Below are 26,593 nucleotides of genomic sequence, written 5' to 3'. Positions count from 1 at the left end.
ATGATCCGGAATTATTTTAAAATCGCGTGGCGTAACATTACCAAACGCAAGGGGTTTTCTTTTCTAAATGTAGGCGGGTTGGCATTAGGCATGGCAAGCTGCCTGCTGCTATTGTTGTATGTGAGCTATCATTTAAATTTTGATAAGCAGTTTAATAACATCGATAACATATACCTGGTAGAAAATAACCAGCAGGGCGATGGTAAGACTTATACCTTCGGATCTACACCCCGTTTGGCTGCCGCGACCATCAAAACCGAGATACCAGACGTAGTGAAAGCGGTTAGAGTGATAAATTACACCGCCGAAGGTTTATTGACTTATAAAAACAACAGTTTCAAAAAACAAGGCCTTTTTGCCGATGACGGTTTTTTTGATGTTTTCTCTTACAATTTCGTTAAAGGAAGCGCAGCCAATGCCCTAAAATTACCTAACTCGGTAGTGGTTACCGAAAAGCTGGCTAAAACACTTTTCGGAGATGAGGACCCGATTGGTAAGATAATCAAACGCAACAACCAGTTGCCTTTACAGGTAACCGGTGTAATTAAGGATGTGCCCTCAAATGCTACCTTTCAGTTTGAGTTTGTGATGCCATGGGTGATGTTTGAAGACTCGAACGCATGGGCCAAAGATGCATCATGGGGAAGCAACTTTGCCCGTACCATTGTACAGTTAAAAAGCCCGGCCGCATTGGGCGGAGCCAATAAAATAATGAAGGACATGGTAGCCCGCCATAACGACGGTAATACCAACCAATTGTTTTTGTATCCGTTTCCAAAGCTCCACCTGTATTCCAATTTTGAAAACGGCAAACCGGCGGGGGGGATGATAGATCAGATAAAGTTATTTGTGCTGTTAGCTATATGCTTATTGTTAGTAGCATGCGTAAACTTTATGAATTTAAGCACCGCCCGGTCTGAAGAAAGGGCTAAAGAAGTAGGCATCCGTAAGGCCATTGGTTCTGGCAGGGGAGCGCTTATCAGCCAGTTCATTACCGAGTCGGTTATCCTGTCGTTACTTTCAACAGCTATAGCGGTGGTTATCGTCATTGTATCTTTACCATATTTTAATACCCTTTTAGGCATACAACTGCAATTGCCATTTGGCCAGTGGGAGGCCTGGGCAGCATTAATTGGTATCGGTTTATTTACCGGTTTGCTGGCGGGGAGTTATCCGGCGTTTTATCTATCGGCATTTGAGCCTATTAAAGTATTGAAGGGCTTGTTTAAGGGTAGCACATCAGCATTATCGCTGCGCAAGGTTTTAGTGGTGGTTCAGTTTGGCTTTGCGGTTTTCCTTATCATTGCTACGATATGTATTTACAAACAAATCAAATTTGTTCAGGATAAATCTACAGGGTTTGATAAAAATAACCTGGTGGAAATACCGATAGAGGGCGACCTGCAAAAACAAAGCAACGTTTTAATCAATAAATTAAAGGCCGATGGTGTAATAACCGGCGGCACCACCTTTTCGGCCAGCATAACATCGTCAGGTAATAACACATGGGGGGTGAGCTGGCCAGGCAAGCGGGATGATCAGACAGTTTTAATTGATATATTTCATGCTGGGGATGATTTTACCAAAACAGCAGGTGTTAAATTACTGGACGGGCGCGAACTTTCGTCATCTAATCCGCTTGATACTGCCCGCAAAACGGTGATGATTAACGAGTCGGCTGCTAAAGTGATGAATTTAAAAAATCCTGTAGGCACTATCATTAACTGGGGCGATGCAAGGATGACCATAGTAGGTGTGTACCAGGATTTTGTATGGGGCTCCCCTTATGAAAAAACAAGGCCCATGATGACACAGTTTGCAGGTGATTATTCGTCTGTAATTGATGTGCGTTTAAATCCTGGTAAAAGCATAACCGCAAATGTGGAAGCCATTAACAAAGCGCTTAAAAACGTTAATCCGGCTTACCCGCCAACGGTAAACTTTGTGGATAGCGATTTTGAAAAGAAGTTTCAAAACGAAAAACTGCTGGCTACACTTGCCAACCTGTTTGGCGGCCTTGCCATAATAATATCTTGCCTTGGTTTATTTGGTTTAGCAGCCTATGCGGCAGAGCAGCGCGTTAAAGAAATAGGCGTGCGTAAGGTTTTAGGTGCAAGTGTTACCAATCTGGCGGCGTTACTATCTAAAGATTTTTTGAAGCTTGTTGCTATCGCGATAGTTTTAGCTGTGCCTTTTGCTATATGGATGATGAACAAATGGCTGCAAAATTACGAATATCACATTACCTTAAGCTGGTGGATGTTTGTAGTAGCGGGTTTGATCACTGTTATAATAGCCGTTGCCACAGTCAGCTACCAGGCTATTCGCGCAGCCTTAGCAAATCCAGTAAAAAGCCTTCGCAGCGAATAATTTAGTGAGTAGTGTTAGAGCTAACCACTTTTTAAAAATTAAACTAAAAGAGTGAATAACACATAATGTTATTCACTCTTTTAGTTTAATCAAAAAAAATTGTTGCAGTTTTACCATTCACCATTCATTACTCACCACCAGACTGTATCAAATCCGAACAGCAGGTGTTACATAAGCGTACGGATAAAACATACTATTCGTACTTAATCACCTGAAAATCATATTATTATTGTTTTGGTATCTTTTTAAAGATATTAACAGCATGATCAAGAATTACCTAACCATCGCATGGAGAAGCCTTACAAAAAACAGGGTGTTTTCCTTTATAAATATGTTTGGGCTGGCTATAGGTTTAGCCTGTTGTATGCTGATAAGCGGTTACCTTTACCAGGAGCTTACTTATGATACTTATTCGGCCAACTCAAAGCAATTATACAGGGTAAACCTTGGGGTTTTGGCCAATGGCGGATCTGACAATTATCCATTAGTAGATATAGCGGTAGGCGAGGGCATGAAAAACGCTTTCCCAGAAATAGAGGCATCTACCCGTATGTCGCCCAATCAACCGGTATTTGTTGAATATGGTAACCAACAGTTTAAAGAAAGCAACTTTGTGCGCGCAGACGCCAATTTCCTGCAACTGTTTTCAATACCACTTATAGACGGTGATGCAGCCACCTGCCTGGCCAATCCTAACTCCATAGTTATTACAAAAGACTTAGCTAAAAAATATTTCGGGGCAGACAATGCTGTGGGTAAAACATTGCTGGTAGCAAAACAACCCATGAAGGTAACCGGAGTAATCAACAAAGTGCCCGATAATTCACACTTTCATGGTGATGCCTTTATGAGCCTTATCACGTTTACACAAAACCGCCCCCAAACCTGGAGCAATGTTAGCTTTTTTACCTACCTGTTGCTTAATAAAACAGCCGACCCTAAAAAGCTTGAAGCGCGTTTCCCTCAGTTAGTTGCAAAATATGTAGTGCCGGAAATTCAGCGGGATATGGGCATAAGCCTTGCCGAGGCACAAAAATCGGTAAATACATTTAAATTTACTTTAACCCCTATAACCGATATACACCTATACTCGCACACCAAATACGAACGCGAAGCTAATGGCGATATTAATTATGTTTACATATTTGGCGCGCTTGCAATATTTATTTTAGTACTTGCGGGCATAAACTTCACCAATTTATCTACCGCTGCATCTGCCAAACGCTCAAAAGAAGTTGGTATACGCAAAGTATTAGGTTCACTCAAAAGCAGCCTGGTATCTCAATTCTTAACAGAATCCGTACTACTTACTACCCTGGCAATGGTGCTGGCTGTTGTAATGGTATATTTACTGCTGCCATACTTTAATGATGTTGCGGGTAAAAACATATCTATTAAATTTTACCTAAGCTACATGGCAATTGCTATAGAATTATTGGTTGCACTTGTAGTAGGTTTAGCAGCAGGTGTTTACCCTGCGTTTTTCATATCATCATTTAAAATACTTAACGTATTAAAGGGTAATAGCAGCAGTGATGTAAAGGCAAGTAAAAGCTTGCTGCGCAACAGCCTTATTGTGTTTCAGTTTTCTATTTCCACGGCGTTCATCATTGCTACTTTCATAGTATACCAGCAGTTAAACTTTATGCAAAACAAAAAGCTGGGTTATGATAAAGACCAGGTGTTGGTACTGAATGATGTTTATACCCTGCAAAATAATCTGGAGCCTTTCCGCAATCAGCTATTGCAGGATAAGCGTGTAATTAACGCAGCAATATCCAGTGATGTGCCTATCCGCACGGCTGATGGTACCCAGATCTTTTTGAAATCATCTTCAAATAATTATAATCAACCACATGCCGAGGTACATGCAAACATTTACCACATAGATGAAAATTACCTGCCAACTATGGGCATGAAAATGGCTGTTGGGCGAAACTTTTTACCTGCATACCCCGCAGATTCAGCAGCTGTAATTGTAAATGAAAGTGCAGTGAAAGAGCTTGGTTTGGACAAAACCGACCCGATAGGTAAAACCATTGTGCGCTCGGGACAGCATGAGTTTACCATTGTAGGCGTTGTTAAGGATTTTCATTATTCATCAGCCAAAGAAAAAATAGCACCATTAATGATGCTTTATGGCCACAGTAACGGCAGCATGATGGTAAAAGTAAAGGCTGCCGATATGCATAACCTTATAGAAGCGGTTAAACAGCAGTGGGAAAGCTTTCACCCGGGTACGCCGTTCAGCTATAATTTCCTTGATGACCAGTTTGCGCAATTATATGTCTCAGAGGCGCGCACCGGAAAAATATTTACCTCATTTGCTATACTGGCTGTAATTATTGCCAGCCTTGGGCTGTTTGGCTTGTCGGCTTTTAGCATACGTCAGCGCGTTAAAGAAATTGGTATTCGTAAAGTCCTGGGTGCGTCTTCAGTCACTATCACCAATATGCTATCTATACAATTTTTAAAGCTTGTTGCTTTAGCGGTTATTATAGCCGCGCCATTAACCTGGTTTGCCATGCATAAATGGTTACAGGGCTTTGCTTACCGCATAGATATACAATGGTGGGTATTTGCACTTGCAGGTTTGATGGCGCTTGGTGTTGCATTTATTACGGTAAGTTTTCAAACTATCAAAGCAGCGTTGGCCAACCCTGTAAAAAGCTTACGGAGCGAGTAATCTGTCTGTTTAACTAATGGTAATACTTAAAATTACTGATCATTTAATCTTATCGTCATGTTCAAAAACTATATAAAAACAGCTTACAGGAGTTTAATAAAAAATAAGGCATTCACAATTATTAATGTGCTTGGCCTTGCAATGGGGCTTTGTATTTGTATGCTGATTGTTTTTTATGTGATTGATGAGTTAAGTTATGACAGGTATAATACAAAGGCCGACCGTATTTACCGTGTTAACAATGATGTAAAGTTTGCCGGCCAAACCAGGTCGTTTGCAGAAGCACCGGCGCCTTTGGCGGCCACTTTTATTAAAGACTTTCCTGAAGTTGAGAAGGTGGTGCGCCTGAGAACCTGGGGAGAGTACAAGATAAGGAAAGGCGACCAGAATGTGCAGGAACACGGCGTTGTTTATGCCGATCCGGAGCTGTTTAAAGTGTTTACCCTGCCGATGATCCAGGGCGATCCAAATACTGCACTAAAGGAACCTAACACGGTGGTAATCAACGAGACCGTGGCAAAAAAGTATTTTAACAGCACCAATGTAGTTGGCAAAATGCTTTTAATGAACGATTCATTAAACTACAAGGTAACCGGTGTAATTAAAGACATGCCTAAACAATCGCATTTCAGGTTCGATTTTTTCTTATCGATGGAAGGTTTGGCAGATAGCAAAATAGAGAACTGGCTAACCAATAATTATAATACCTATGTTTTATTGAAACCAGGTGCGAGTCCAGAAAAATTGGAAGCAAAGTTACCTGAAATGACAAGGCAAACCGTTGGCAAACAACTGGAGGCGGCTATCAGGATAAATTTTGATCAGTTTGAAAAAGGGGGTAATTATTATAAAATGAACCTTACCCCGTTGAAGGATATTCATTTATACTCAAACCGTATTGCAGAGATGGAAAGTAACAGTAATATACAATATGTATATATCTTTTCTGCTATAGCGATTTTTATACTACTTATTGCCTGCGTTAATTTCATGAATCTGTCAACAGCGCGTTCATCAAACAGGGCGCGCGAGGTGGGCGTACGCAAGGTGCTGGGCTCGGCCAGGAAATTTCTAATCGCACAATTCCTGTCAGAATCTATCATCGTAACCTTTGTAGCAACCGTTATCGCGGTAATAGGGGTAGTGTTGTTGTTGCCACTGTTTAATGAAACATCCGGTAAAGAAATTGCATTAACCTCGCAAACTTTGTTGTGGTTGATACCCTGTCTGTTAGCAGGCGTATTTCTGATCGGAAGCCTTGCAGGCTCATATCCCGCGTTTTTTCTCTCGGCGTTTCAACCGATAGATGTATTGAAAGGAAAGTTGTCAACTGGTTTTAAAGGGGGCTTTTTACGCAGTTTTCTGGTTGTGTTTCAATTTGGTATATCCATCTTCCTGATAATAGGTACTATGGTTATTTATAATCAGCTTAGGTATATCCAAAGTAAAAATCTGGGCTATGACCGCGATCAGGTAGTAATTATAAAAAATACCAATAATCTGGGTGAAGGGGTAAAACCCTTAAAACAGGAGCTACTACGCTTACCTGAAGTTAAAAGCGCATCTTTAACAGGCTTTACACCAACCGGCGGTTACCGTAACAGCACTACGTTTTTTACCAGCGAGGCCAGGGATAGCAAAACAGCGCTTGCTACCCAGCTTTGGGAAATAGATGAAGATTATGTGCCAACAATGGGTATGAAGCTAACAGCCGGCAGAAATTTTTCAAAAGATTACACAACCGATTCACTATCGCTGATTATCAACGAGTCGGCTGCAAGGCAGTTAGGCTTTACCAATCCAATAAACAAGGAACTTTATTTGCCTATGGATGATAAAGCATTAAAGCTGCAGCGTATGCATATAGTAGGTGTTATTAAAGATTTTAATTTTAACTCGCTGCGTGATAACGTTACACCCTTAGTATTCACTTTATCAGATAATCACGGTCAGCTTTCACTAAAGGTAAAAACGGCTGATATGAGCGGCCTTATAAGCCGTATAAAAGCCAAGTGGCAGGCTGTATCACCAAATTTGCAATTCGATTACTCATTTATGGATGAAGAGTTTGACGCAACCTACCGTACTGAACAGCGCATAGGTACCATCTTTATTTATTTTACCACAATGGCCATTATTATAGCCTGCCTTGGTTTATTTGGGCTGGCTGCTTATGCTGCCGAACAGCGCACCAAAGAAATAGGAATCAGAAAAGTACTTGGCGCAAACGTTTCAACCATTGTTACTATGCTATCGGCCGATTTTATAAAACTGGTGATCATAGCTATACTGATAGCTTCGCCGCTGGCCTGGTATATAATGCAGGGATGGTTGAATAGTTTTGCTTATCATAGTAGTATCAAATGGTGGATAATTGCCACTGCAGCAGCAGGCGCTGTAATCATCGCCTTTGCTACCATTAGCTTCCAATCGATAAAAGCAGCGCTGACAAATCCGGTTAAAAGTTTAAAAAGCGAATAGAATATTATTACAACAATGTTTAAAAATTATATTAAGATCGCATGGCGAAGCTTGCTTAGAAATAAGAGCTACACTACCATAAATATCATAGGTTTAGCCATTGGAATAACGGCTGGCTTGCTTATTTTCCTGGTTATTGGCTTTGAAACCAGTTTTGATTCGTTTCATGACAGAAAAAATGAAATATACCGTGTTATAACGGAACGACATGCGCCGGATGGTATTAAATACAAGCAAGGTGTGCCGTTCCCTACAGGGCCGGCATTAAGGTTAGCCTACCCGCAATTGCCTTTGGTTGCATCAATTTTCAACGGTGAAAATGCACTCGTTACTATTACTGATGACCGTAATCACCAGATTAAAAAGTTTAAAGATGATGACGTGTATTTTGCCGAGCCAGAAATACTTAAGATGTTTAATGTTGAATGGCTTGAAGGAGATAAAAAAGGAGCATTGACAGAGCCAAACACGGTGCTGCTATCACAGCGTATTGCCGAAAAATACTTTGGTAATTGGCATAATGCAACCGGCAGGATCATCACTTACGAAAAAAAGGTAAACCTGAAGGTTATTGGCGTATTGAAAAATCCTCCCCGCAATACTGATATTCCGTTTGATATCGCTGCATCATATCTTACACTTAAAAGCACTGACCAGGGGCCGATATTGACAGACTGGGGAAGCAATATGAGCGCTCATAACTGCTTTGTTGTACTGCCGCCAAATGTTACTGCTGCAAATTTTAATAAGTTTTTAAACGGCTTTACAAAAGCGCAACGCGGGAATGAGAAAATTTCTGATTATTTAGTTTTGCAAAAGCTTACCGATATGCACTTTGATGTAAGGGTTGGTGCTTTCAATGGCCATATATTTAGTAAAGAGTTGATCAATACCCTAACGCTTATAGGTATTTTCCTTATCATCATAGCCTGCGTAAACTTTATCAATATGGCTACTGCGCAGGCAGTAAACCGTTCAAAAGAAGTTGGCATCAGGAAAGTTTTGGGTAGCGCACGTTTATCACTCATCATGCAGTTTGTGAGCGAAACATTTATTATAACCGTATTTGCAGTGGTTTTAGGAGTTGTTTTGAGTATAGCTGTGTTGCCATGGTTAAATAAGTTACTCGAGCTTGATCTTACGGCTAACTTTATACAAAACCCTAATGTGCTGGGCTTTTTAGTAATCGCAACCATTTCCATAACCTTACTTTCGGGCACTTACCCGGCCCTTGTGTTATCGGGTTATAACCCCGTAAAGGCGCTTAAAAACAAGGTGACATCCGGCAACAAAAAAGGTATTACTTTAAGGCGCGGCCTGGTGGTATTACAATTTGGTATAGCCCAGGTACTGGTTATAGCAACAATTATTGTGATCAATCAGTTGGATTATTTTAAGACAAGCCCGCTTGGGTTTGATAAGGATGCCATGTTAACGGTTCAGTTGCCTAACGATAGCCTCAGCAGGCACACACTTAAATCATTAAGCAGTCGTATTTTAACTTTGCCCGGTGTTAAAGATATCAGTTATAGCTTTGGAAGTCCTTCCGATAATAAAAATTGGGGTACAACCATTAATTACAATGATAAACCAGAAGAAGAAGATTTTAAGGTTTCCTTAAAATGGGCCGATCCGGAATTTTATAAAATTTACAATATCAAGTTTGTTGCCGGCGGGCCCTACAATCTTAGCGATACCATAAGCGGTTTTGTAGTGAATGAGGCATTTGTAAAAAGCCTGGGAGTAAAACAGGCCAAAGATGTTATCGGCAAGAAAATTACTGTATGGGATGATAAATCAGCCCGGATAGTAGGCGTTGTAAAAGATTTCAACACAACCTCGTTACGTGATCAGATACCGCCGGTGCTTATGGCTTCATGGGCAGAACAGTATGAGATTGCCAATATCAAGGTTCAGGATAATAATCTGAAGCAAACCCTTACATCCATTCAAAACATCTGGAACCAAACATTTCCGGATGATGTTTACACCTATAAATTTCTGGATGAAAAAATAGCCAACTTTTATAAAAAGGAAAGTCAGCTATCCCAGCTTTATAAAATCTTTGCCGGTATAGCGGTGTTCATTTCCTGCCTTGGGTTATATGGCATGGTCTCTTTCATGGCCATGCAGCGCACAAAGGAGGTTGGTATACGCAAAACGCTCGGCGCATCGGTAAGCAGTATCGTTTACCTGTTCTCTAAAGAATTTACTTTACTTATTTTAATTGCATTTGGCGTTGCGGCGCCGTTTGCATGGTATTTCATGAACCAATGGCTGCAGGATTTTACTTATCGTATACATCCCGGTATAGGGATGTTCATCACGGCTATAAGTTTATCATTAATTATTGCCTGGCTTACCGTTGGATACAAAGCGTTTAAAGCCGCTTTAACAAACCCCGTAAAAAGCCTGCGGAGCGAATGAATACCCCAAACAACTACTAAACCACAATCGATCATGATAAAAAACTATTTTAAAATTGCGCTGCGCGGATTCAGGAAGCATAAATTTTTTACAGGAATAAATATTATTGGATTATCTATAGGCATCAGCGCTGCACTGGTAATTTACCTGATAGTACAATTTGATTTCACTTTCAATAAGTTTAACGGGCGCGATAAAGACATCTATCGCATAGTAACACAATACTCCTTTTCGGGCGAAGTAGGGTATAACGGCGGAGTATGCACTCCATTGGTTGAAGCAGTTAAAACTGATATAAGCGGCATTGAAAAATCGGCGCCTATTTATACGCTTTGGGAACCTCGTGTTGAAATTAAAAGCAATGCAAACGCACCGGTAGTTTTTAAAAAAGAAAAAAACATAGCTATAACCGACGGCAGATACTTTGATATGTTTGAATATAACTGGCTTGCCGGCTCGCCTAAAACTTCTTTGGCCCAGCCGTTCCAGGTTGTATTGACAGCCAGCCAGGCAAAAAAGTACTTTCCTGGAATGCAATACGCTCAAATGCTGGGACAACAGGTTGTTTACGAAGACTCGGTTAAAACAACGGTGACTGGTATTGTGGAGGATTTGAAAGGCAATACCGATTTTGCCTTTCATGATTTTATCTCTTACAGCACCGGGCAGGTTAACAGCCTTTTTAAAGATTATTTTCAGCCTACCGAGTGGGGCAGTACAAATTCTGCATCTGTACTAATGGTTAAGCTTGCAGCTAATACGTCCCCGGCAAACGTAACTAAACAGCTTAATGTATTACGCAGTAAACGTGTACCAAAAACACCGGAAAATAGGAGCAGCACTACCGAGTTTCATTTGCAAAAGCTGAGTGATATGCATTTCGACCAAAACTACAGCAACTTTGATGGCGCCCGTACAGCAAGCAAAACCACCCTGTATGGTTTGCTGGTGATAGCAGGGTTTTTATTGCTGCTGGGCTGTATCAATTTTATAAATCTTACCACTGCCCAGGCTTCGCAGCGTGCAAAAGAGATAGGTATACGTAAAACTATGGGTAGCAGGCGTGGTCAGCTGATACTGCAATTTATGAGCGAAACTTTTTTGGTTACTCTTTTTGCTGTTATTATATCAGTAGGCCTTACACCGGTTATCTTAAAACTATTTGCCGATTTTATACCCGAGGGCGTTAAAGCCGATTTTATACACCCGGGCATCATTTTATTTTTAGTAATGCTTACGCTGGTGGTAAGTACACTGTCTGGCTTTTACCCTGCCCTGGTATTATCCGGATATAAACCGGTATCGGTGTTAAAGAATCAGGCGGGTACCAATACCGCTAAAACACGAAATGCATGGTTAAGAAAGTCATTAACGGTTACTCAATTTGTAATTGCGCAATTCTTTATAATGGCTACCATCCTGGTAAGCAAGCAAATTTATTATGCGCTGCATAAGGACCTTGGCTTTAAAAAAGACGCCATACTAACGGTTCATACACCCTGGAAAGGCACCGCCGACAAAAAAGATGTTTTCAGAAACAAAATAAGCGCTATCCCGCAGATCAGCATGATGGCTGTTGGTGGCGAGGCGCCTTCATCTGGTGGTATCCACTCAACAGAAGTAACTTATAAAGACGGTAAAAAAGAGGTTAAGGTAGATCTTCAGCAAAAGTTTGGCGATGAAAATTATGTCAAGGTATATGGCATTAAGTTCCTGGCCGGGCGAAACCTTACCGAGGCCGATACAGGCAAGGCTACCATTATTAACGCTACCTACGCACGGGCGTTGGGCTTTAAAAACCCGGCAGACGCAGTTGGTATCACACTTGATTACAACAGCAAGCAGCGCCAGGTAGTAGGAGTAATGGCCGACTTTTATCAGAAATCATTACGCTCGCCTATAAAGCCATTAGCTATTATAGAGCCTGCCCGCTATAATAACCGTACCTTCCATTTAGCGCTTAAACCGCAAACTGCCGGTGGACACGAATGGAAGACTGCTATCAGCACAATGGAAAAGGCCTGGAAAGAAGTATATCCTGATGATGAGTTCGACTACTCGTTCTTCGATGAAGATATTGCTAAATTTTATACAGAAGAGCAACATACCTCAACACTTTTATCATGGGCCACCGGCTTATCTGTACTCATCAGCTGCCTTGGCTTGTTAGGGCTGGCCATGTATACTACCAGCCTGCGCACCAAAGAGATTGGTGTGCGTAAGGTGTTAGGTGCAACCGTAACCCAAATAGTAACACTGCTTTCAACAGAGTTGATCTGGCTGATTGTACTGGCCTTTGTACTGGTAACACCACTGGCTTATTATGCCATGCACAAATGGATGGAAAACTTTGCCGACCGCACAACCATCAGCTGGTGGATATTCGCGCTTAGCGGGGCAGGGATGTTGTTTATAGCGCTTTGTACTTTAAGCTTGCAAACAGTAAAAGCGGCTGTTTCAAATCCGGTAAAGAGTTTAAGAAGCGAGTAAACCCGCCAAATTCCAAAAAACCAAATAAGTTCAACAGCAATGCTTTAGCATTGCTGTTTTTGTTTAGTTAAGATATGTTAAATGCTTAGGCTTTAATATTTAAAGTGTTGATATTGCAGCTGTAAACCTAAGCAGATGGTCAGGAATTACTTAAAAATAGCATGGCGAAATATCATACATAACAAAGTATCATCATGTATAAATATCAGCGGACTTGCAATTGGTATGGCGGTAAGTTTTATGCTGCTGCTTTATGTATATAACGAGTATAGTTTTGACAGATTCCATACCAACAACGATAGGCTTTACCAGGTATTTAAAAACCAGCCAAATAATGGCGAGATAAAAACCAAGGATATTACACCCCGGCCCCTTGCCGCTGTATTGCAAAAAGATTTTCCCGAAGTAGAAAGCGCTGCCCGTATGAGCGAGGCAATGAGCGCTTTGATTGCGCATGAAAACAAAGCCCTGAAGTTACAAACCGTGGCGGCCGACCCGTCATTAATGCGGTTATTCAGTTTTGATTTTGTAGCAGGTAATCAAGCGGCGGCGCTTACAGACGAAAAGTCCATTATACTTACACAATCTGTAGCTAAAGCAATTTTTGGCAGTACAAACCCTATAGGGGAAGTAATAAGATATAATGATCAGTTTCCGTTGAAGGTAAGCGCTGTTATCAAAGATCATCCTGTCAATTCCTCCTTTAAATTTCAGGCAGTTATTCCATGGGAAGGTTTTATGGACCAGCAGCCCTGGCTTAAAGATACAGGGTGGGATAATTATGCTTACGCAACTTATGTTTTATTAAAGAAAGGTGCGTCAGTTGCATCGGCAAACGCCAGGATCAAAAACCTGATAGGAAAGTATTTTGCGCCTGATAAAGATATCAAGCTTTTTATGTACCCATACAACCGGCTGCACCTATACGGCGAGTTCAAAAATGGAGTAAACGTAGGTGGAAGCATTAACTATGTGCGGCTATTTCTGCTTTTGGCTGTGGGCATATTGCTGATAGCCTGTATCAATTTCATGAACCTTTCTACGACACGGTCTGAGCGCAGGGCACGGGAAGTGGGCGTACGTAAAGCAATAGGGGCAAGGCGTTTTGCTTTAATAAAGCAGTTCATGACCGAATCGGTGTTGATGGCGCTGCTCGCTTTTTTGATATCGATACTTTTAATGATGTTGTTGGCCCCGGTGTTTAACAACACTATGCATATTCAATTGTCTGTACCTTACCTTAATCCGGCAGCCTGGTGCATGGCATTGGCTGTTACCATATTAACCGGAGCACTTGCAGGGAGTTATCCGGCCTTGTATCTGTCATCCTTCAACGCAGTTAAAGCTATCAAAGGCCAGTTAACGGCAAGTACATTTGCTTTTAAACCGCGGCAGGCATTGGTTGTGTTCCAGTTCAGTTTTTCCATTTGTTTAATATTGGGCAGTATAGCCGTATACAGGCAAATAGCCTTTATTGCAAATAAACCCGTTGGCTACAATAAAAGCGGTTTAATTGAGATGCCGGTAGATGGCGCTATGTACAATAAGTTTGAAAGCTTTAGACAGGAGGCTATTGCTGCCGGAGCGATATCAGACGGCGCCTCGATTTCTGAACCCATCACTAAAATCACCAGCGCCAACTGGAAGAATTACTGGCCCGGCCAATTACCTGGTGAAGATAAGGTGCCGATAGATTGCATTGGAGTAACGCATCATTTTGTTAATACCTATCAATTAAAGATTGTAGAGGGGCGGGATTTTGATACAGGGCGACCGTCGGACTCTACCGCCGTTATCCTTAATAAAGCTGCGGTGAAGTTGATGCGTTTTAAGGACCCGATAGGGAAGGTCATCAAATGGATGGGCGCTGAACGTACAGTTATAGGTGTAGTAGACAATTTTGTATGGGGATCGCCTTACGAACCGGTTAAACCAACCATTATCGGTTTTGTAGCCGGTTGGTCGGGGAATATCGGGTTACGTTTAAACCCGCAATTATCTGCATCTAATAGCATTGCGTTACTTAACCAGTTATATAAAAAATATAATCCTGCCTATCCGTTTGAATACACTTTTACAGATGAAAACTTCGACAAAAAATTTCAAAGCGAGCAGGTTTTAGGTTCAATGGCGGTAACGTTTACCTGCCTGGCGGTTATCATATCCTGTTTGGGGTTATTCGGCCTCGCCTCATTCTCAGCCGAACGCAGGCGTAAGGAGATCAGTATACGCAAAGTATTGGGGGCGAGTGTAACCGGTATATGGTTCAAACTCTCAAAAGAGTTTGTGATCCTGATTTTGGTTTCTTTCGTTATCGGCTCGGCCATTAGTTTGTATTATATAAATAACTGGCTTTCGGGTTACACCTACCATACTTCAATAACATTCGGTGCTTATGTGTTTACGTTGATAGCAAGTGTTACGATATGCCTGCTGGCCGTTAGCTGGCAAGCCATAAAAGCGGGGTATGCTAACCCGGTAAATAATTTAAGAAGCGAATAATGTCCACGAGCGTTCATTTTGCTGCTGTTCGTGAATACTGGGTTTTATGTTAAGCTTTTGTTAATCAGTGTTATAGGTTATTTTTATTTTTTGGATACAAAATATTATAAAAAATAAAATGTCTGATTATCAGTACTTTATTGATGTTCACGATGTTCACTTGTGTGTTCGTGAACACGTTATGGGTTATGCTAAGTTGGGCTATAAAGCAAGCTTATAAAACCGTAATTTCGCATTATGAATTTTTCGTCGAAGTTGTTGGAGGATGCTGTTGCAGAATTTTCTAAACTGCCGGGAGTAGGGCAAAAAACGGCTTTGCGCCTGGTATTGCATTTATTGAACCGTGATGTTGAAGAGGTACAAAAATTCAGCGGCGCTATTAGCAGGCTGCGTAACGAGATTCAGTTTTGCCAGGTTTGCCATAATATATCAGATAGTGCTGTTTGCGAGATCTGCTCATCCCCACGGCGCGATAAAAGCCTTATTTGCGTGGTGGAAGATACCCGCGATGTGATGGCCATTGAGAATACTAATCAATATAATGGTGTTTACCATGTGCTTGGCGGATTAATATCACCCATGGATGGTATCGGCCCCGCCGACCTGGAAGTGGACACCCTTGTGGAAAGGTTAAGCGATGGTATTGTGAAAGAAGTGATATTTGCCCTGAGCGCTACTATGGAAGGGGATACCACGATTTTTTACCTGCACAAACGCTTAAAACAATTTACTGTAAATATATCAACCATTGCCCGTGGCATAGCTTTTGGGGGTGAATTAGAGTATGTAGACGAAATAACTTTAGGCCGATCTATTGTTACCCGTGTACCATACGAAAATTCATTATCCTGACGCTTATGAAACTTTCCGTTATTGTAGTTAGTTACAACATGTGCGATTTGCTTAGGCAATCATTACTTACTTTAAATAGGGCTTGCCATGAAATTAATTCTGAACTGATTGTGGTTGACGACGCCTCTACAGACAGATCAATGGCTATGCTTAAAGAAGAATTTGCAGAAGCGAAAGTTATTGCAAATACCGAAAGAATTGGCATTGCCAGATCCCGCAATCAGGGTCTTGATGTAGCAACCGGAGAGTATGTTTTACTGGTCAATGCGGATACAATAATCAGCAAAAAAACAGTTGAGCAGGTCTTGGAATTTATGGATAGCCATAAAGATGCCGGGACAGTAGGCGTCCGTATGTTATCGCCGCAGGGAAGGTTCCTGTCAGAGTCGCGCACGGGTTTTACAAAACCCTGGAGCACTTTGCTAAAACTGACCGGTCTTGCCAAATACTTTCCAAAATCGCGCCTGTATAAAAACAATGATAACTGGATGCGTGAGGAGGAATTTGCCATTACCGAAGTAGATGTTGTTAACGGCGCCTTTATGGCTTTGCGTCGGCAGGCAGTAAAACAGGTGGACGGTATAGATGAGCGTTTTGTGATGTTCGGGCACGATATAGACCTTTCTTTAAGGATCCGACTTGCCGGCTATAAAAACTACTACTATCCAAGGACTTATATACTCAATTTCAATAAGCAGTCTGCCCCCAAAATAACCTGGGAATATATTAAGCACTTTTATGGTGCTATGGTTATATTCGCGGCAAAATATCTGTTCAAAATGCCTCAACTAAAATTACCGGGCGTACCGCAACTATTTACGCCTAAATATGAAGTTGAAAGATAAAGTAGTCATCATCACAGGTGCTTCATCTGGCATCGGTAAAGCACTTGCTTATGAATTGGCATCTCGTGGAGCAAACCTCATCCTTGGTGCAAGGCAATATGTTACTTTATGCCAAATAACGCAGGACATTGAAAAGCAACACGGCATAAAAGCCGTTGCCGTACAATGCGATGTAACAGTTGAAGATGACTGCCATTTATTGATCAAACAAAGCCTTATAACTTTTGGACGTGTGGATGTATTGGTAAACAATGCAGGTATATCTATGCGGGCGCTATTTAATGATGCTGATGTAGATGTTTTGAAAAAGTTAATGGATGTTAACTTTTGGGGAACGGTGTACTGCACCAAATATGCACTGCCTGAGATTGTCAAAACCCAAGGCAGTATTGTAGCGGTATCATCCATTGCAGGTTACAAGGGCTTGCCTGGACGTACAGGATACTCGGCTTCAAAATTTGCTGTGAATGGATTTATGGATGCTTTAAGGGTTGAAAATTTAAAAACAGGTGTACACATTATGGTAGCCTGCCCTGGCTTTACAGCATCTAACATCCGGAATACGGCCTTGAACAAAGATGGTGTCTCTCAAGGCGAAAGTACACTCGAAGAAAATAAGATGATGACCGCTGAGGAGGTTGCCCGCATTATAGCTAATGGCATAGAACAGCGCAAACGCACGCTTACCATGACATTTCAGGGAAAGCTTACTGTACTTTTAAGTAAGCTATGGCCGTCTTTTTTAGATAAGCAGGTTTATAATCTGTTTGCAAAAGAACGTAACTCATTATTGAAGTAGCGTTTCAGCAGCTAAACATGGTCTGATTTTTCAAATTCGTTAAGCTTGTCCAGGTATAAAACTATGCGTCCATCCTCGTCTCGGCTAAACATCGGCATAAATCTGGCATTCCACACCAAGTCAGCGGCGGTATAAGCAGTGCGCGAATGAACCGTCTGTGAAAAGGTGTCATCGAAAGCTTTAAGTAAAACAGAGAATCCTGCTTCATTGCGGATCAACTCTTCATTGGTCATATCCACAAGGGGGCTGTTTTCATCCAACGGATGCACCACCGTCCAGTTCAGCGTTAGCAAACTGACGTTTTTTCGCTCGAGCGTTAGCGGAAAAAAACGGCGTACCGGTTTGCCATCAACCACTTCATTATAAGAAAAAACCACCTCCACAAATAAGTCTATCAGCACATTTTTACGCATGTTTGCTAATCTGAACATCAACCCCTTTCCACCATCACGATAGGGTGCAACCAAAATATTCTCGCTATAAATTATCTTAGCCGATGGTTTGGAGAACCGGCCGTAAAGCAAACCTGTAGCCAACGCAAACGCAAGCAAACCGAGCATGGACTCAAAGGCCGCTATACTGTTTGCCACAACACCCTTGGGGTTGATATGACCATAACCTACGGTTGAAATAGTTTGGGCCGAAAAAAAGAATGCATCTAAATAATGGCTCATACCATTATGTGCGGATGTTCCATCAAGGCTTTCTTTGCCAATGACGACATAAGCCGTAGCAAACACAAGATTTGTAAATAAGTAACCGCTAAGTACAACCACCCAGAATTTGCTCCAGCTCATGGTGATCAGCGTATGGTAAGTATCGGCTGTATTGAACCTTGATAATCCGCGACGCTTAATATTTACTGATCCATCTTTATTGAGTAGGGGTTGATTTTTAATAACAGGTTGAGGCCCAAAACCAAGGTCGTTCTCTGGATTAATTTTTTGTGTGCGTATAGACATGTAAACCGATAAGTGTGATTAAGGTATGTTAATGAGCTGTTTTACCAATAGCGTATGCATTTGATCAGTAATAAATCATTAATTTACTCACTCAAAATTACTGCTTAAAAATAATACTTGCATATAGCAAAAACAATCTTCATATTTGCCCATATCGAAATGAAATTACAATTGAACAATAACTGGTGGTGGCTTAACGAGATATCGTAAGGCAACCTCATTTTTTGTTTTTAACATAGCATTTATTACAGAAGGGTTGCCGTAAGGTAACCCTTTTTTTATGACTCGATGAAACAGATACTTAATCATTTATTTGAACATAAAACTTTCACCCGTGAGCAGTCGCGGGATATTTTAAAAGATATTGCCCTGGGCAAGTTCAATAACTCCCAAATGGCCGCTTTCATGACGGCTTATTGCATGCGCAGCATCACCGTTAATGAGTTGGAAGGCTTTAGGGATGCCATGCTGGAACTTTGCCTGCCTGTTGATCTGGAAGGCAATGAACTGATCGACTTGTGTGGTACGGGGGGCGATGGTAAGGACACGTTCAACATTTCTACCTTGGCATCATTTGTTGTAGCAGGTGCAGGGTATAAGGTAGCTAAGCATGGTAATTATGGCGTGTCGTCCGGCTGCGGGTCGTCAAACGTGATGGAGCATTTGGGTTATACGTTTACCAATGATAACGACATGCTAAATAGAAATATAGATAAAGCCAACATTTGCTTTTTGCATGCGCCACTGTTCCATCCGGCTATGAAAACGGTAGCACCTATCCGCAGGGAATTAGGAGTTAAGACGTTCTTCAATATGCTTGGGCCGCTGGTTAACCCGGCTAAGCCGCAAAACCAGATGGTTGGGGTGTTTAATCTGGAACTGGCGAGGGTGTATGCTTATCTTTATCAAAAATCTGGTATAAAATATACTATTTTAAATGCTTTAGATGGATATGATGAGGTGTCGCTTACCTGCGATTTCAAAACTTTTTCGGCGGAGGGTGAGAAGGTCAACAGTATAGAGGCGCTTGGTTTTACTAAACTAAACGAGGATGAAATAACCGGCGGACATACAGTAGCAGAATCTGCCAAAATATTTATGGAGGTGCTGAACGATGAAGCAACCACCGCACAAACAAGCGTGGTATTAAGCAATGCAGCGCTTGCCATAAAAACTATTCATCCCGAACGTAGTTTTGCCGATTGCTTTTACGAAGCAGAAGCATCGTTAACAAGCAAAAAGGCGCTTAATAGTTTTAAAACTTTAATAGCTAACTAACATGCACATTAAGGTTTGCGGGCTCAAGTATCCGGATAATATAAAGGCTGTTGAACTTTTATCGCCAAATTATATGGGTTTTATCTGCTATCAAAAATCGTCAAGATTTATTGATGAAGTTGATGAGCGGGCACTTACAGATATACCACCTCATATAAAGAAAACCGGTGTTTTTGTGAATGAGGAAGCACATACCATAAATACCTTGATCGATAAATACCATTTTGACGCTATTCAATTGCATGGCAACGAAAGCGCGGAGTTATGCAAATTATTTAAAGGTAAGTTTGAAGTGATAAAAGCTTTTGGCGTAGACGATAACTTTGACTTTAGCATACTGGATGCATATGAGAGTTCCGTCGACTACTTTTTGTTTGATACCAAAACAGTTGCTCATGGTGGCTCTGGCCAAACATTTAACTGGGGAGTTCTCGAAAAATATAAATTAAGCACTCCATTTTTCCTGTCGGGCGGATTGAGTGCAGAAAACATAAAAGAGGTAATGCAGATAAAACATCCTGCATTTTACGGTGTAGATTTAAACAGCCGGTTTGAATTATCACCCGGACTAAAAGACATAGATAAACTGAAACAAGCATTTGATACTATAAAAAATTACAGCAATGAAGTACGGAGTTAATGAACAAGGTTATTACGGAGATTTTGGCGGCGCATATATACCCGAAATGCTGTATCCAAATGTAGAAGAACTACGCCGCGAGTACATAAAAATACTTGAAGATCCAGACTTTCAAAATGAGTATAACGAGTTGCTACGCGATTATGTTGGCCGCCCTTCACCTTTGTACTATGCTAAACGTTATTCAGAAAAATATGGAGCAAACATATTTTTTAAGCGAGAGGACCTGAACCATACCGGCTCACATAAGATCAATAACGCCATAGGGCAGATATTGCTTGCCCAGCGCCTGGGTAAAAAACGCATTATCGCTGAAACCGGCGCCGGCCAGCACGGTGTGGCAACAGCAACTGTATGTGCATTAAAGGGCATTGAATGCGTGGTTTATATGGGCGAGATTGATATGGAGCGCCAGGCGCCAAACGTAGCCAGAATGAAAATGCTGGGTGCTAAAGTAGTGCCGGCAACATCCGGCAGTAAAACGCTTAAAGATGCCACCAATGAGGCCCTGCGCGACTGGATAGCCAATCCGGTTGATACGCATTATATCATCGGGTCGGTAGTAGGGCCTTTTCCTTATCCTGAAATGGTTGCCAAATTTCAATCTATTATATCTGCAGAAACTAAAAAGCAACTGCTTGAGCATACCGGCAGCGAGTTGCCACAGTATGTGCTGGCATGTGTTGGCGGCGGTAGTAACGCCATGGGTATGTTTTATAATTTTTTAGATGATGAGGAAGTTAAATTGATTGCTGTAGAAGCGGCGGGCAAAGGTGTGAATAGCGGACACTCGGCAGCAACAACGTTTTTAGGCCGTGAAGGTGTTTTACACGGCAGCCGCACTATTTTAATGCAAAGCGACGACGGGCAGGTGATTGAGCCATATTCTATTTCAGCTGGGCTGGATTACCCCGGGATTGGCCCGCAGCATGCGCATTTATACAAAATAAACCGCGCCAAATATGCAAGTATTACAGACGATGAAGCATTAGATGCAGGGCTGTTATGCTCTCAGTTAGAAGGTATTATTCCTGCTATAGAAACGTCGCACGCTTTGGCTTATCTTGAAAAAATGACTTTTGAAAAGAACGATAACGTAGTTATCTGCATATCTGGCCGGGGCGACAAAGACCTTAACACTTACATCAAACATTTCGGATTTTAAGAATTATGAATAGCCTACGGTTGAGTAGTGAATATGGAGTGGTAATTTCAGGTTATTAATCATCTTTAATATATTACTACTCACTATTTGCTACTCAGCCCTCACTACCGGATTGTATCATTACCGTACACCGGTGTTACACATACGTACAGCGTACACTAATGTTTTATATTGTAAGTACTTGATTTTAAATATATTATTGTTTTGGTATAGGTTTTAACCTTTTATAGGAAATACCTTAAAGCAATGATAAAAAATTACGTTAAGATAGCGTGGCGCAACCTTATTCGCCATAAGGCTAATTCCATTATAAATATTTCGGGTTTAAGTGTTGGGATCGGAGCATGCCTGCTCATATTTGTTATCCTTCAGTTCGAGACCAGCTACAACAAGTTTAACAACAACTACAGTAACATTTACCATATCATCACCGAGCAAACTCAGGAGGGGAATATGGCTTATAATCCTGGTGTTTCTGTGCCGGCGTTAGAAGGGTTACGTACCGACTATCCTCAAATTACATTTGCCGGTTTAAACTCCAGCTACGGCAGCCAGATAACCGTTTTAGGTAGTAATGGAAGTACCGATGCAGGCGATAAAAAGTTTATCGAGCCTATTGGTGTCTTTTTTATGGAGCCGCAATTCTTTGATATTTTCACTGCTAAATGGCTAAGCGGCGACAAAAAAGTATTGTCGCAACCCAATATGGTTGTATTATCTAAATCTGCAGCTGATAAATATTTTGGTAACTGGAAAGAAGCGCAGGGTAAGGCCTTAAAAATGGACAACTCACTTACACTGCGTGTGGCAGGCGTTATAGATAATATCCCCAACAATACTGATATCCCTATGAATGTAATGATATCATACATTACCTGGAAACAAGGGGGCGATCTATATGGATATCAAAATAACTGGAACACATTAAGCAGTAATCACCAAATGTTTGCTTTGTTGCCGAAAGGGTTAAGTCAGCAAACCTTTCAAAAGCAGCTGGATGCATTTACAAAAAAGAATACGTCTGAAAAAACACGTTCTACCCGCATGCATCTGGCGCAGCCACTAAGCGAACTGCATTTTGACACTAAGGTTGGCAATACGCTTGGCGATCATTTAACCAGCAAAGCAACTTTAAAAACGTTATCGTTTATAGCTGTGCTTATTATCCTGATGGCATCTATTAACTTTATCAACCTTTCTACAGCTCAGTCAGTAGGTAGGTCTAAAGAGGTTGGCATACGTAAAGTGTTAGGCAGTACACGTAAGCAGTTAATAGGCCAGGTTGTTGGCGAAACGACACTGGTGGTGCTGCTTTCTATTATAATAGCGGTTGCAATAGCTCGTATTGCATTACCATACTTGAAGAATATAGCCAGTGTACCTGATGATATCAGTTTGTTTAATGCAGGTACAATGGCGTTCTTAGCTGCTACACTTATAGTTGTGATCCTGCTATCAGGCATTTACCCTGCCTTGGTGATATCAGGCTTTAAACCGGTGCTTGCCCTTAAAAATAAAATTACAGCCGCTTCTATCGGCGGTATACCGTTGAGAAGGGCACTGGTTATAGCACAATTTTGCATCGCACAATTTCTGATCATCGGGACGATCGTTGCGGTAAGGCAAATGAACTATGTTAACGAGGCCGACCTTGGGTTTAACAAAAGTGCGGTGCTTATTATCCCGGGCTATACCGATAGTATCAGCCTCAGTAAAATGCAATCATTTAAGCAGCAGCTGCTGCAACGTTCAGATGTAAAATCAGTAAGTTTTGCTTCAGATGCACCATCTTCAGAGAACAATTGGGGCTCAAACTTTTATTTCGATAACTCGATGAAAGACCCTGATTTTAGCACTTTCCTTAAATATGGCGATGCCGATTACTTCAAGACATTCGGGTTCACCTTTGTTGCCGGTAAAGGTTATGATCCAAGCGATACCGTAAGGCAGGTTGTAGTTAACGAGACCTTTATACATAAGCTTGGCATTAAAAACGCTGCAAACGCCATAGGCAAAACACTTAAGATAGGCGGGGCAAAAACATGGTCGCCTATTACAGGGGTAGTCAAAGATTTTAAAACCAATTCATTGCGTGATGCGGTAAAACCGATTGTAATCTCACCACGAAAAACATTCCTGTCGCAGGCTGCGGTAAAAATTGAAACGAAAAGCTTAACGAAAACTGTTGCAGCCATACAAAAAATGTGGGAGAACACTTATCCAGAGTATGCATATAACGGATACTTCCTGGATGAAAACATTGCGCAATTTTACAAACAGGAAAATCAATTAGCGTTAGTTTACAAGCTGTTTGCCGGCATCGCTATATTTATTTCATGCCTTGGTTTGTATGGCCTTGTATCATTTATGGCAGTACAGCGCACTAAAGAAGTAGGCGTGCGCAAAGTATTGGGAGCATCGGTATTTAATATCGTGTTGTTGTTTTCAAGAGAATTTATGATACTTATTACCATATCATTCGTGATTGCTATCCCGGCTGCCTGGTATATGATGACGGGCTGGCTGCAAAACTTTGCATACCGCATACCGCTAACCGCAGGTGTATTTGTATTGGCCATTCTAGGCTCTATGGTTATTGCATGGTTAACAGTAGGTTATAAAGCAGCAAAAGCTGCGCTGGTGAACCCCATCAAAAGTTTAAGAAGCGAATAACATTAGCCTTTATAAAGCCTGCCATGATTAAAAATTATCTCAAAATCGCTCTGCGTAACCTTTGGAAAAACAAGGTTTCGTCTATTATAAATATTGTTGGGCTTGCAGTTGGCATGGCCGCCTGTATTGTAATAATGTTATTTGTGACTTATGAAAAAAGTTTTGACAACTTTCATAGGCAAAACATTGTAAGGCTCAATGAGGTACAAAAATTTCCTGGTATGGCGGCATCCCAAAAAGTTGCGCTTTCCATGTTTCCGATGGCTCCGGCTTTAAAAGCGGAGTTTCCTGAGGTTAAAGAATTTACAAGAGTAAAGTGGGACCGCAAATATCAGGTTACTTATAAAGAACGAAGAATGTTCCTGCCGCAGGTATTCGCAGTGGACACCGGTTTTTTAAAACTATTTAAGTTTGATGTTATAAAGGGTGATGCGCACAAAGCTATCGAATCTCCTAATAGTATAGCCATTACACAACAAACCGCAGAAAAACTTTTCGGCAATGAAGACCCCATCGGAAAGGTAATTAACCATTATGGAGGCGACACGGCAACTTTCACCGTGACTGCGGTAATGGCCAATCCGCCGCAAAATTCACAACTGCAGTTCGATGCTATATTTTCACTACCGGGAATTCATCAAAAGTGGATGGATAACTGGGGCGGTAACTGGCTTAACACTTATTTGCAATTAGCCGATGGCACAAATATCAAGTCGTTTGAAAAAAAGATGCCTGCCTTTCTTAAAAAGCACATCAACGGCGATGGCTGGAAATATTACGAGCTCTTTTACCTGCCCTTAAAAGATGTGCATGCCAACTCAGCTGATATAGGTCTTGATTATTTAAACTATCAAAAATTTGATAAAAAGTCCACCAACCTATTTGCTGTAATCGCTTTTATTGTATTGGTCATAGCCTGTATAAACTTCATGAATTTATCTACCGCCCGCTCTGCCGACAGGGCAAAAGAGGTAGGCGTGCGCAAGTCAATTGGAGCACAGCGGGCGCAGTTAGCGATACAATTTTTAGCAGAAACCATCTTGTTATCTTTGTTTGCCTTGATTTTTGCTATCGTTTTGGTTGAACTTGCACTGCCCTACATCAATAACTTAAGCCAGCGCAATCTTAATCTGGATATTTTTAACAGCCCGCAGTTAATGGTGGTAATTTTAGCAGGTACTTTATTGGTTGGCACGTTATCGGGCATTTATCCAGCCATTTTTTTATCCTCATTTCAACCGGCAAAAGTTTTGAAGGGTTCGGTTGAAAGCGGGAAAAACAAGGGCACATTACGTAATGTACTTGTTGTTGGCCAGTTTACCAGCGCTGTCTTTTTGATGATAGCAACCATCTTTGTATTAAAGCAACTTGATTTCATGCAGAAAAAAGATCCGGGTTTTACGCGCGATCAGATAGTTACTGTACCTATGGATAGGATATCCGACAAAAATTATGAGTTGTTGAAACAGGAGCTATCAGGAAATACGCTAATAAAAGGTGTTACAGCATCTCAGGATCAGTTAGGCAGCCACCTTGATCAATCAGGTGTTGAGTTTAAGTATAACAACCAACCATTGCGCGAATTATCCGGTACCCAGCTTGTTGTTGATAATAACTACTTAAGTACTTACAACATCAAAGTTATTGAAGGTAAAAACTTCTCATCTGAAAAGTCTGCAAACGGAAGGGAGTATATCATCAATGAGTCGATGGCCAAAGAACTACTTAAAGATTATCCCAAGGCAGAGTTATCGTCACTCATTGGCCAGCGCTTTGGTTACGATTCATTGGGTGTTATCACCGGTATTGCAAAAGATTTTAATTTCAATTCCCTGCATTATAAAATTGAGAACCTGTTCATTGTCAATCAAAGTAAATGGGGTTTTAATACCGCATCTATAAAAATCAAGGCAGGCCAATCTAAAGAAGCCGTTGAGTTTATTAAAGCAACCTGGAAGAAGCTTAACCCTGATCACCCCTTCGAATATCAGTTCCTTGATGACCATTTTGCCGAGGTATATCAGGCTGATAACCAGGTAAGTCAGATAGTAGGCATATTAGCTGCATTGGCTATCATCATCTCGTGCCTTGGCTTATTTGGCCTGGCATCTTTCTCGGCCGAAAAGCGTGTAAAAGAAATAGGCGTTCGTAAGGTGTTGGGTGCATCTGTGCAGAATATTGTACTGCTGCTATCCGGCCACTTTATAAAGCTGGTCATCATCGCCAATTTAATTGCATGGCCTTTAGCATGGTACGTAATGCAAAAGTGGTTGCAGGATTATGCTTATCACATCAATATCTCTGTTACAGTTTTTCTGTTTATAGGATTAGTTTCTGTAATTATTGCCTTGCTCACCATTAGTTTTCAATCCATTAAAGCGGCGGTTGCCAACCCTGTAAAAAGTTTAAGAAGCGAATAAAAC

15 protein-coding genes are annotated in these 26,593 nt (G+C 41.3%); 14 read left to right on the top strand and 1 reads right to left on the bottom strand.

The features are described from left to right. The 9 genes from ACFQZX_RS09925 to ACFQZX_RS09885 all read left to right on the top strand — a co-directional run bounded on the left by ACFQZX_RS09925 (nucleotide 1) and on the right by ACFQZX_RS09885 (nucleotide 17,452). The gene (locus tag ACFQZX_RS09925) at nucleotides 1-2,370 is read left to right on the top strand and encodes an ABC transporter permease (protein ID WP_377114506.1); all 2,370 of its coding nucleotides are present in this window, start codon (nucleotides 1-3) and stop codon (nucleotides 2,368-2,370) included. Nucleotides 2,371-2,632: 262 nt separating this feature from the next. Further along, complete coding sequence (locus ACFQZX_RS09920; protein WP_377114503.1) at nucleotides 2,633-5,056, top strand: ABC transporter permease; 2,424 nt, start codon at nucleotides 2,633-2,635, stop codon at nucleotides 5,054-5,056. 57 nt (nucleotides 5,057-5,113) lie between these two features. Then, the gene (locus tag ACFQZX_RS09915) at nucleotides 5,114-7,537 is read left to right on the top strand and encodes an ABC transporter permease (protein ID WP_377114501.1); all 2,424 of its coding nucleotides are present in this window, start codon (nucleotides 5,114-5,116) and stop codon (nucleotides 7,535-7,537) included. A gap of 15 nt (nucleotides 7,538-7,552) precedes the next feature. Next, the gene (locus tag ACFQZX_RS09910; RefSeq protein WP_377114498.1) at nucleotides 7,553-9,964 is read left to right on the top strand and encodes an ABC transporter permease; all 2,412 of its coding nucleotides are present in this window, start codon (nucleotides 7,553-7,555) and stop codon (nucleotides 9,962-9,964) included. Nucleotides 9,965-9,997: 33 nt separating this feature from the next. Further along, nucleotides 9,998-12,454 carry an ABC transporter permease gene (locus ACFQZX_RS09905; protein ID WP_377114495.1) on the top strand — a complete coding sequence of 819 codons (2,457 nt, stop codon included), beginning with the start codon at nucleotides 9,998-10,000 and terminating at the stop codon, nucleotides 12,452-12,454. Between the two features lie 135 nt (nucleotides 12,455-12,589). Then, entirely contained in the window at nucleotides 12,590-14,956 is a 2,367-nt protein-coding gene (locus tag ACFQZX_RS09900; RefSeq protein WP_377114492.1) for an ABC transporter permease, read from the top strand. A gap of 237 nt (nucleotides 14,957-15,193) precedes the next feature. Beyond that, entirely contained in the window at nucleotides 15,194-15,808 is a 615-nt protein-coding gene (recR, locus tag ACFQZX_RS09895; protein WP_377114489.1) for a recombination mediator RecR, read from the top strand. A 5-nt stretch (nucleotides 15,809-15,813) separates the two neighbouring features. Beyond that, on the top strand, nucleotides 15,814-16,653 hold the full coding sequence (locus ACFQZX_RS09890) for a glycosyltransferase family 2 protein (protein WP_377114486.1): 840 nt from the start codon (nucleotides 15,814-15,816) through the stop codon (nucleotides 16,651-16,653). Next, a complete protein-coding gene (locus ACFQZX_RS09885) occupies nucleotides 16,637-17,452 on the top strand; it encodes an SDR family oxidoreductase (RefSeq protein WP_377114483.1) in 816 nt (271 codons plus the stop codon). The genes ACFQZX_RS09890 and ACFQZX_RS09885 overlap by 17 nt, the downstream gene beginning before the upstream one ends. Nucleotides 17,453-17,463: 11 nt before the next feature. Here the strand turns inward: ACFQZX_RS09885 and ACFQZX_RS09880 are convergent, their stop codons facing one another. Next, nucleotides 17,464-18,414, bottom strand: a complete 951-nt coding sequence (locus ACFQZX_RS09880; protein WP_377114480.1) for an ion channel — start codon at nucleotides 18,412-18,414, stop codon at nucleotides 17,464-17,466. A gap of 288 nt (nucleotides 18,415-18,702) precedes the next feature. Between ACFQZX_RS09880 and trpD the strand changes: the two genes are divergently transcribed. The 5 genes from trpD to ACFQZX_RS09855 all read left to right on the top strand — a co-directional run bounded on the left by trpD (nucleotide 18,703) and on the right by ACFQZX_RS09855 (nucleotide 26,590). Then, entirely contained in the window at nucleotides 18,703-19,692 is a 990-nt protein-coding gene (gene trpD / locus ACFQZX_RS09875) for an anthranilate phosphoribosyltransferase (protein ID WP_377114477.1), read from the top strand. Between the two features lies 1 nt (nucleotide 19,693). Then, on the top strand, nucleotides 19,694-20,332 hold the full coding sequence (locus tag ACFQZX_RS09870) for a phosphoribosylanthranilate isomerase (protein WP_377114474.1): 639 nt from the start codon (nucleotides 19,694-19,696) through the stop codon (nucleotides 20,330-20,332). After that, complete coding sequence (gene trpB, locus ACFQZX_RS09865; RefSeq protein ID WP_377114472.1) at nucleotides 20,316-21,497, top strand: tryptophan synthase subunit beta; 1,182 nt, start codon at nucleotides 20,316-20,318, stop codon at nucleotides 21,495-21,497. The genes ACFQZX_RS09870 and trpB overlap by 17 nt, the downstream gene beginning before the upstream one ends. Nucleotides 21,498-21,743: 246 nt before the next feature. Continuing rightward, nucleotides 21,744-24,170 (top strand): ABC transporter permease, encoded by a 2,427-nt coding sequence (locus ACFQZX_RS09860; protein WP_377114469.1) that lies wholly within the window; start codon nucleotides 21,744-21,746, stop codon nucleotides 24,168-24,170. 23 nt (nucleotides 24,171-24,193) lie between these two features. Continuing rightward, nucleotides 24,194-26,590, top strand: a complete 2,397-nt coding sequence (locus ACFQZX_RS09855; RefSeq protein ID WP_377114466.1) for an ABC transporter permease — start codon at nucleotides 24,194-24,196, stop codon at nucleotides 26,588-26,590. The last annotated feature ends 3 nt before the right edge of the window (nucleotides 26,591-26,593 follow it).

Origin of the sequence: Mucilaginibacter litoreus, from assembly GCF_042676805.1 — a bacterium.
In the GTDB taxonomy this organism is placed as follows: domain Bacteria; phylum Bacteroidota; class Bacteroidia; order Sphingobacteriales; family Sphingobacteriaceae; genus Mucilaginibacter; species Mucilaginibacter litoreus.
The sequence above is the reverse complement of the archived record's forward strand: the minus strand, read 5'-3'. Positions and strand labels throughout refer to the sequence as shown.

Bases quoted from the DNA above. Each gene is read 5' to 3' on its own strand.
- ACFQZX_RS09925 (WP_377114506.1), top strand. From the start codon at position 1: ATGATCCGGAATTATTTTAAAATCGCGTGGCGTAACATTACCAAACGC.
- ACFQZX_RS09920 (WP_377114503.1), top strand. From the start codon at position 2,633: ATGATCAAGAATTACCTAACCATCGCATGGAGAAGCCTTACAAAAAAC.
- ACFQZX_RS09915 (WP_377114501.1), top strand. From the start codon at position 5,114: ATGTTCAAAAACTATATAAAAACAGCTTACAGGAGTTTAATAAAAAAT.
- ACFQZX_RS09910 (WP_377114498.1), top strand. From the start codon at position 7,553: ATGTTTAAAAATTATATTAAGATCGCATGGCGAAGCTTGCTTAGAAAT.
- ACFQZX_RS09905 (WP_377114495.1), top strand. From the start codon at position 9,998: ATGATAAAAAACTATTTTAAAATTGCGCTGCGCGGATTCAGGAAGCAT.
- ACFQZX_RS09900 (WP_377114492.1), top strand. From the start codon at position 12,590: ATGGTCAGGAATTACTTAAAAATAGCATGGCGAAATATCATACATAAC.
- recR (WP_377114489.1), top strand. From the start codon at position 15,194: ATGAATTTTTCGTCGAAGTTGTTGGAGGATGCTGTTGCAGAATTTTCT.
- ACFQZX_RS09890 (WP_377114486.1), top strand. From the start codon at position 15,814: ATGAAACTTTCCGTTATTGTAGTTAGTTACAACATGTGCGATTTGCTT.
- ACFQZX_RS09885 (WP_377114483.1), top strand. From the start codon at position 16,637: ATGAAGTTGAAAGATAAAGTAGTCATCATCACAGGTGCTTCATCTGGC.
- ACFQZX_RS09880 (WP_377114480.1), bottom strand. From the start codon at position 18,414: ATGTCTATACGCACACAAAAAATTAATCCAGAGAACGACCTTGGTTTT.
- trpD (WP_377114477.1), top strand. From the start codon at position 18,703: ATGAAACAGATACTTAATCATTTATTTGAACATAAAACTTTCACCCGT.
- ACFQZX_RS09870 (WP_377114474.1), top strand. From the start codon at position 19,694: ATGCACATTAAGGTTTGCGGGCTCAAGTATCCGGATAATATAAAGGCT.
- trpB (WP_377114472.1), top strand. From the start codon at position 20,316: ATGAAGTACGGAGTTAATGAACAAGGTTATTACGGAGATTTTGGCGGC.
- ACFQZX_RS09860 (WP_377114469.1), top strand. From the start codon at position 21,744: ATGATAAAAAATTACGTTAAGATAGCGTGGCGCAACCTTATTCGCCAT.
- ACFQZX_RS09855 (WP_377114466.1), top strand. From the start codon at position 24,194: ATGATTAAAAATTATCTCAAAATCGCTCTGCGTAACCTTTGGAAAAAC.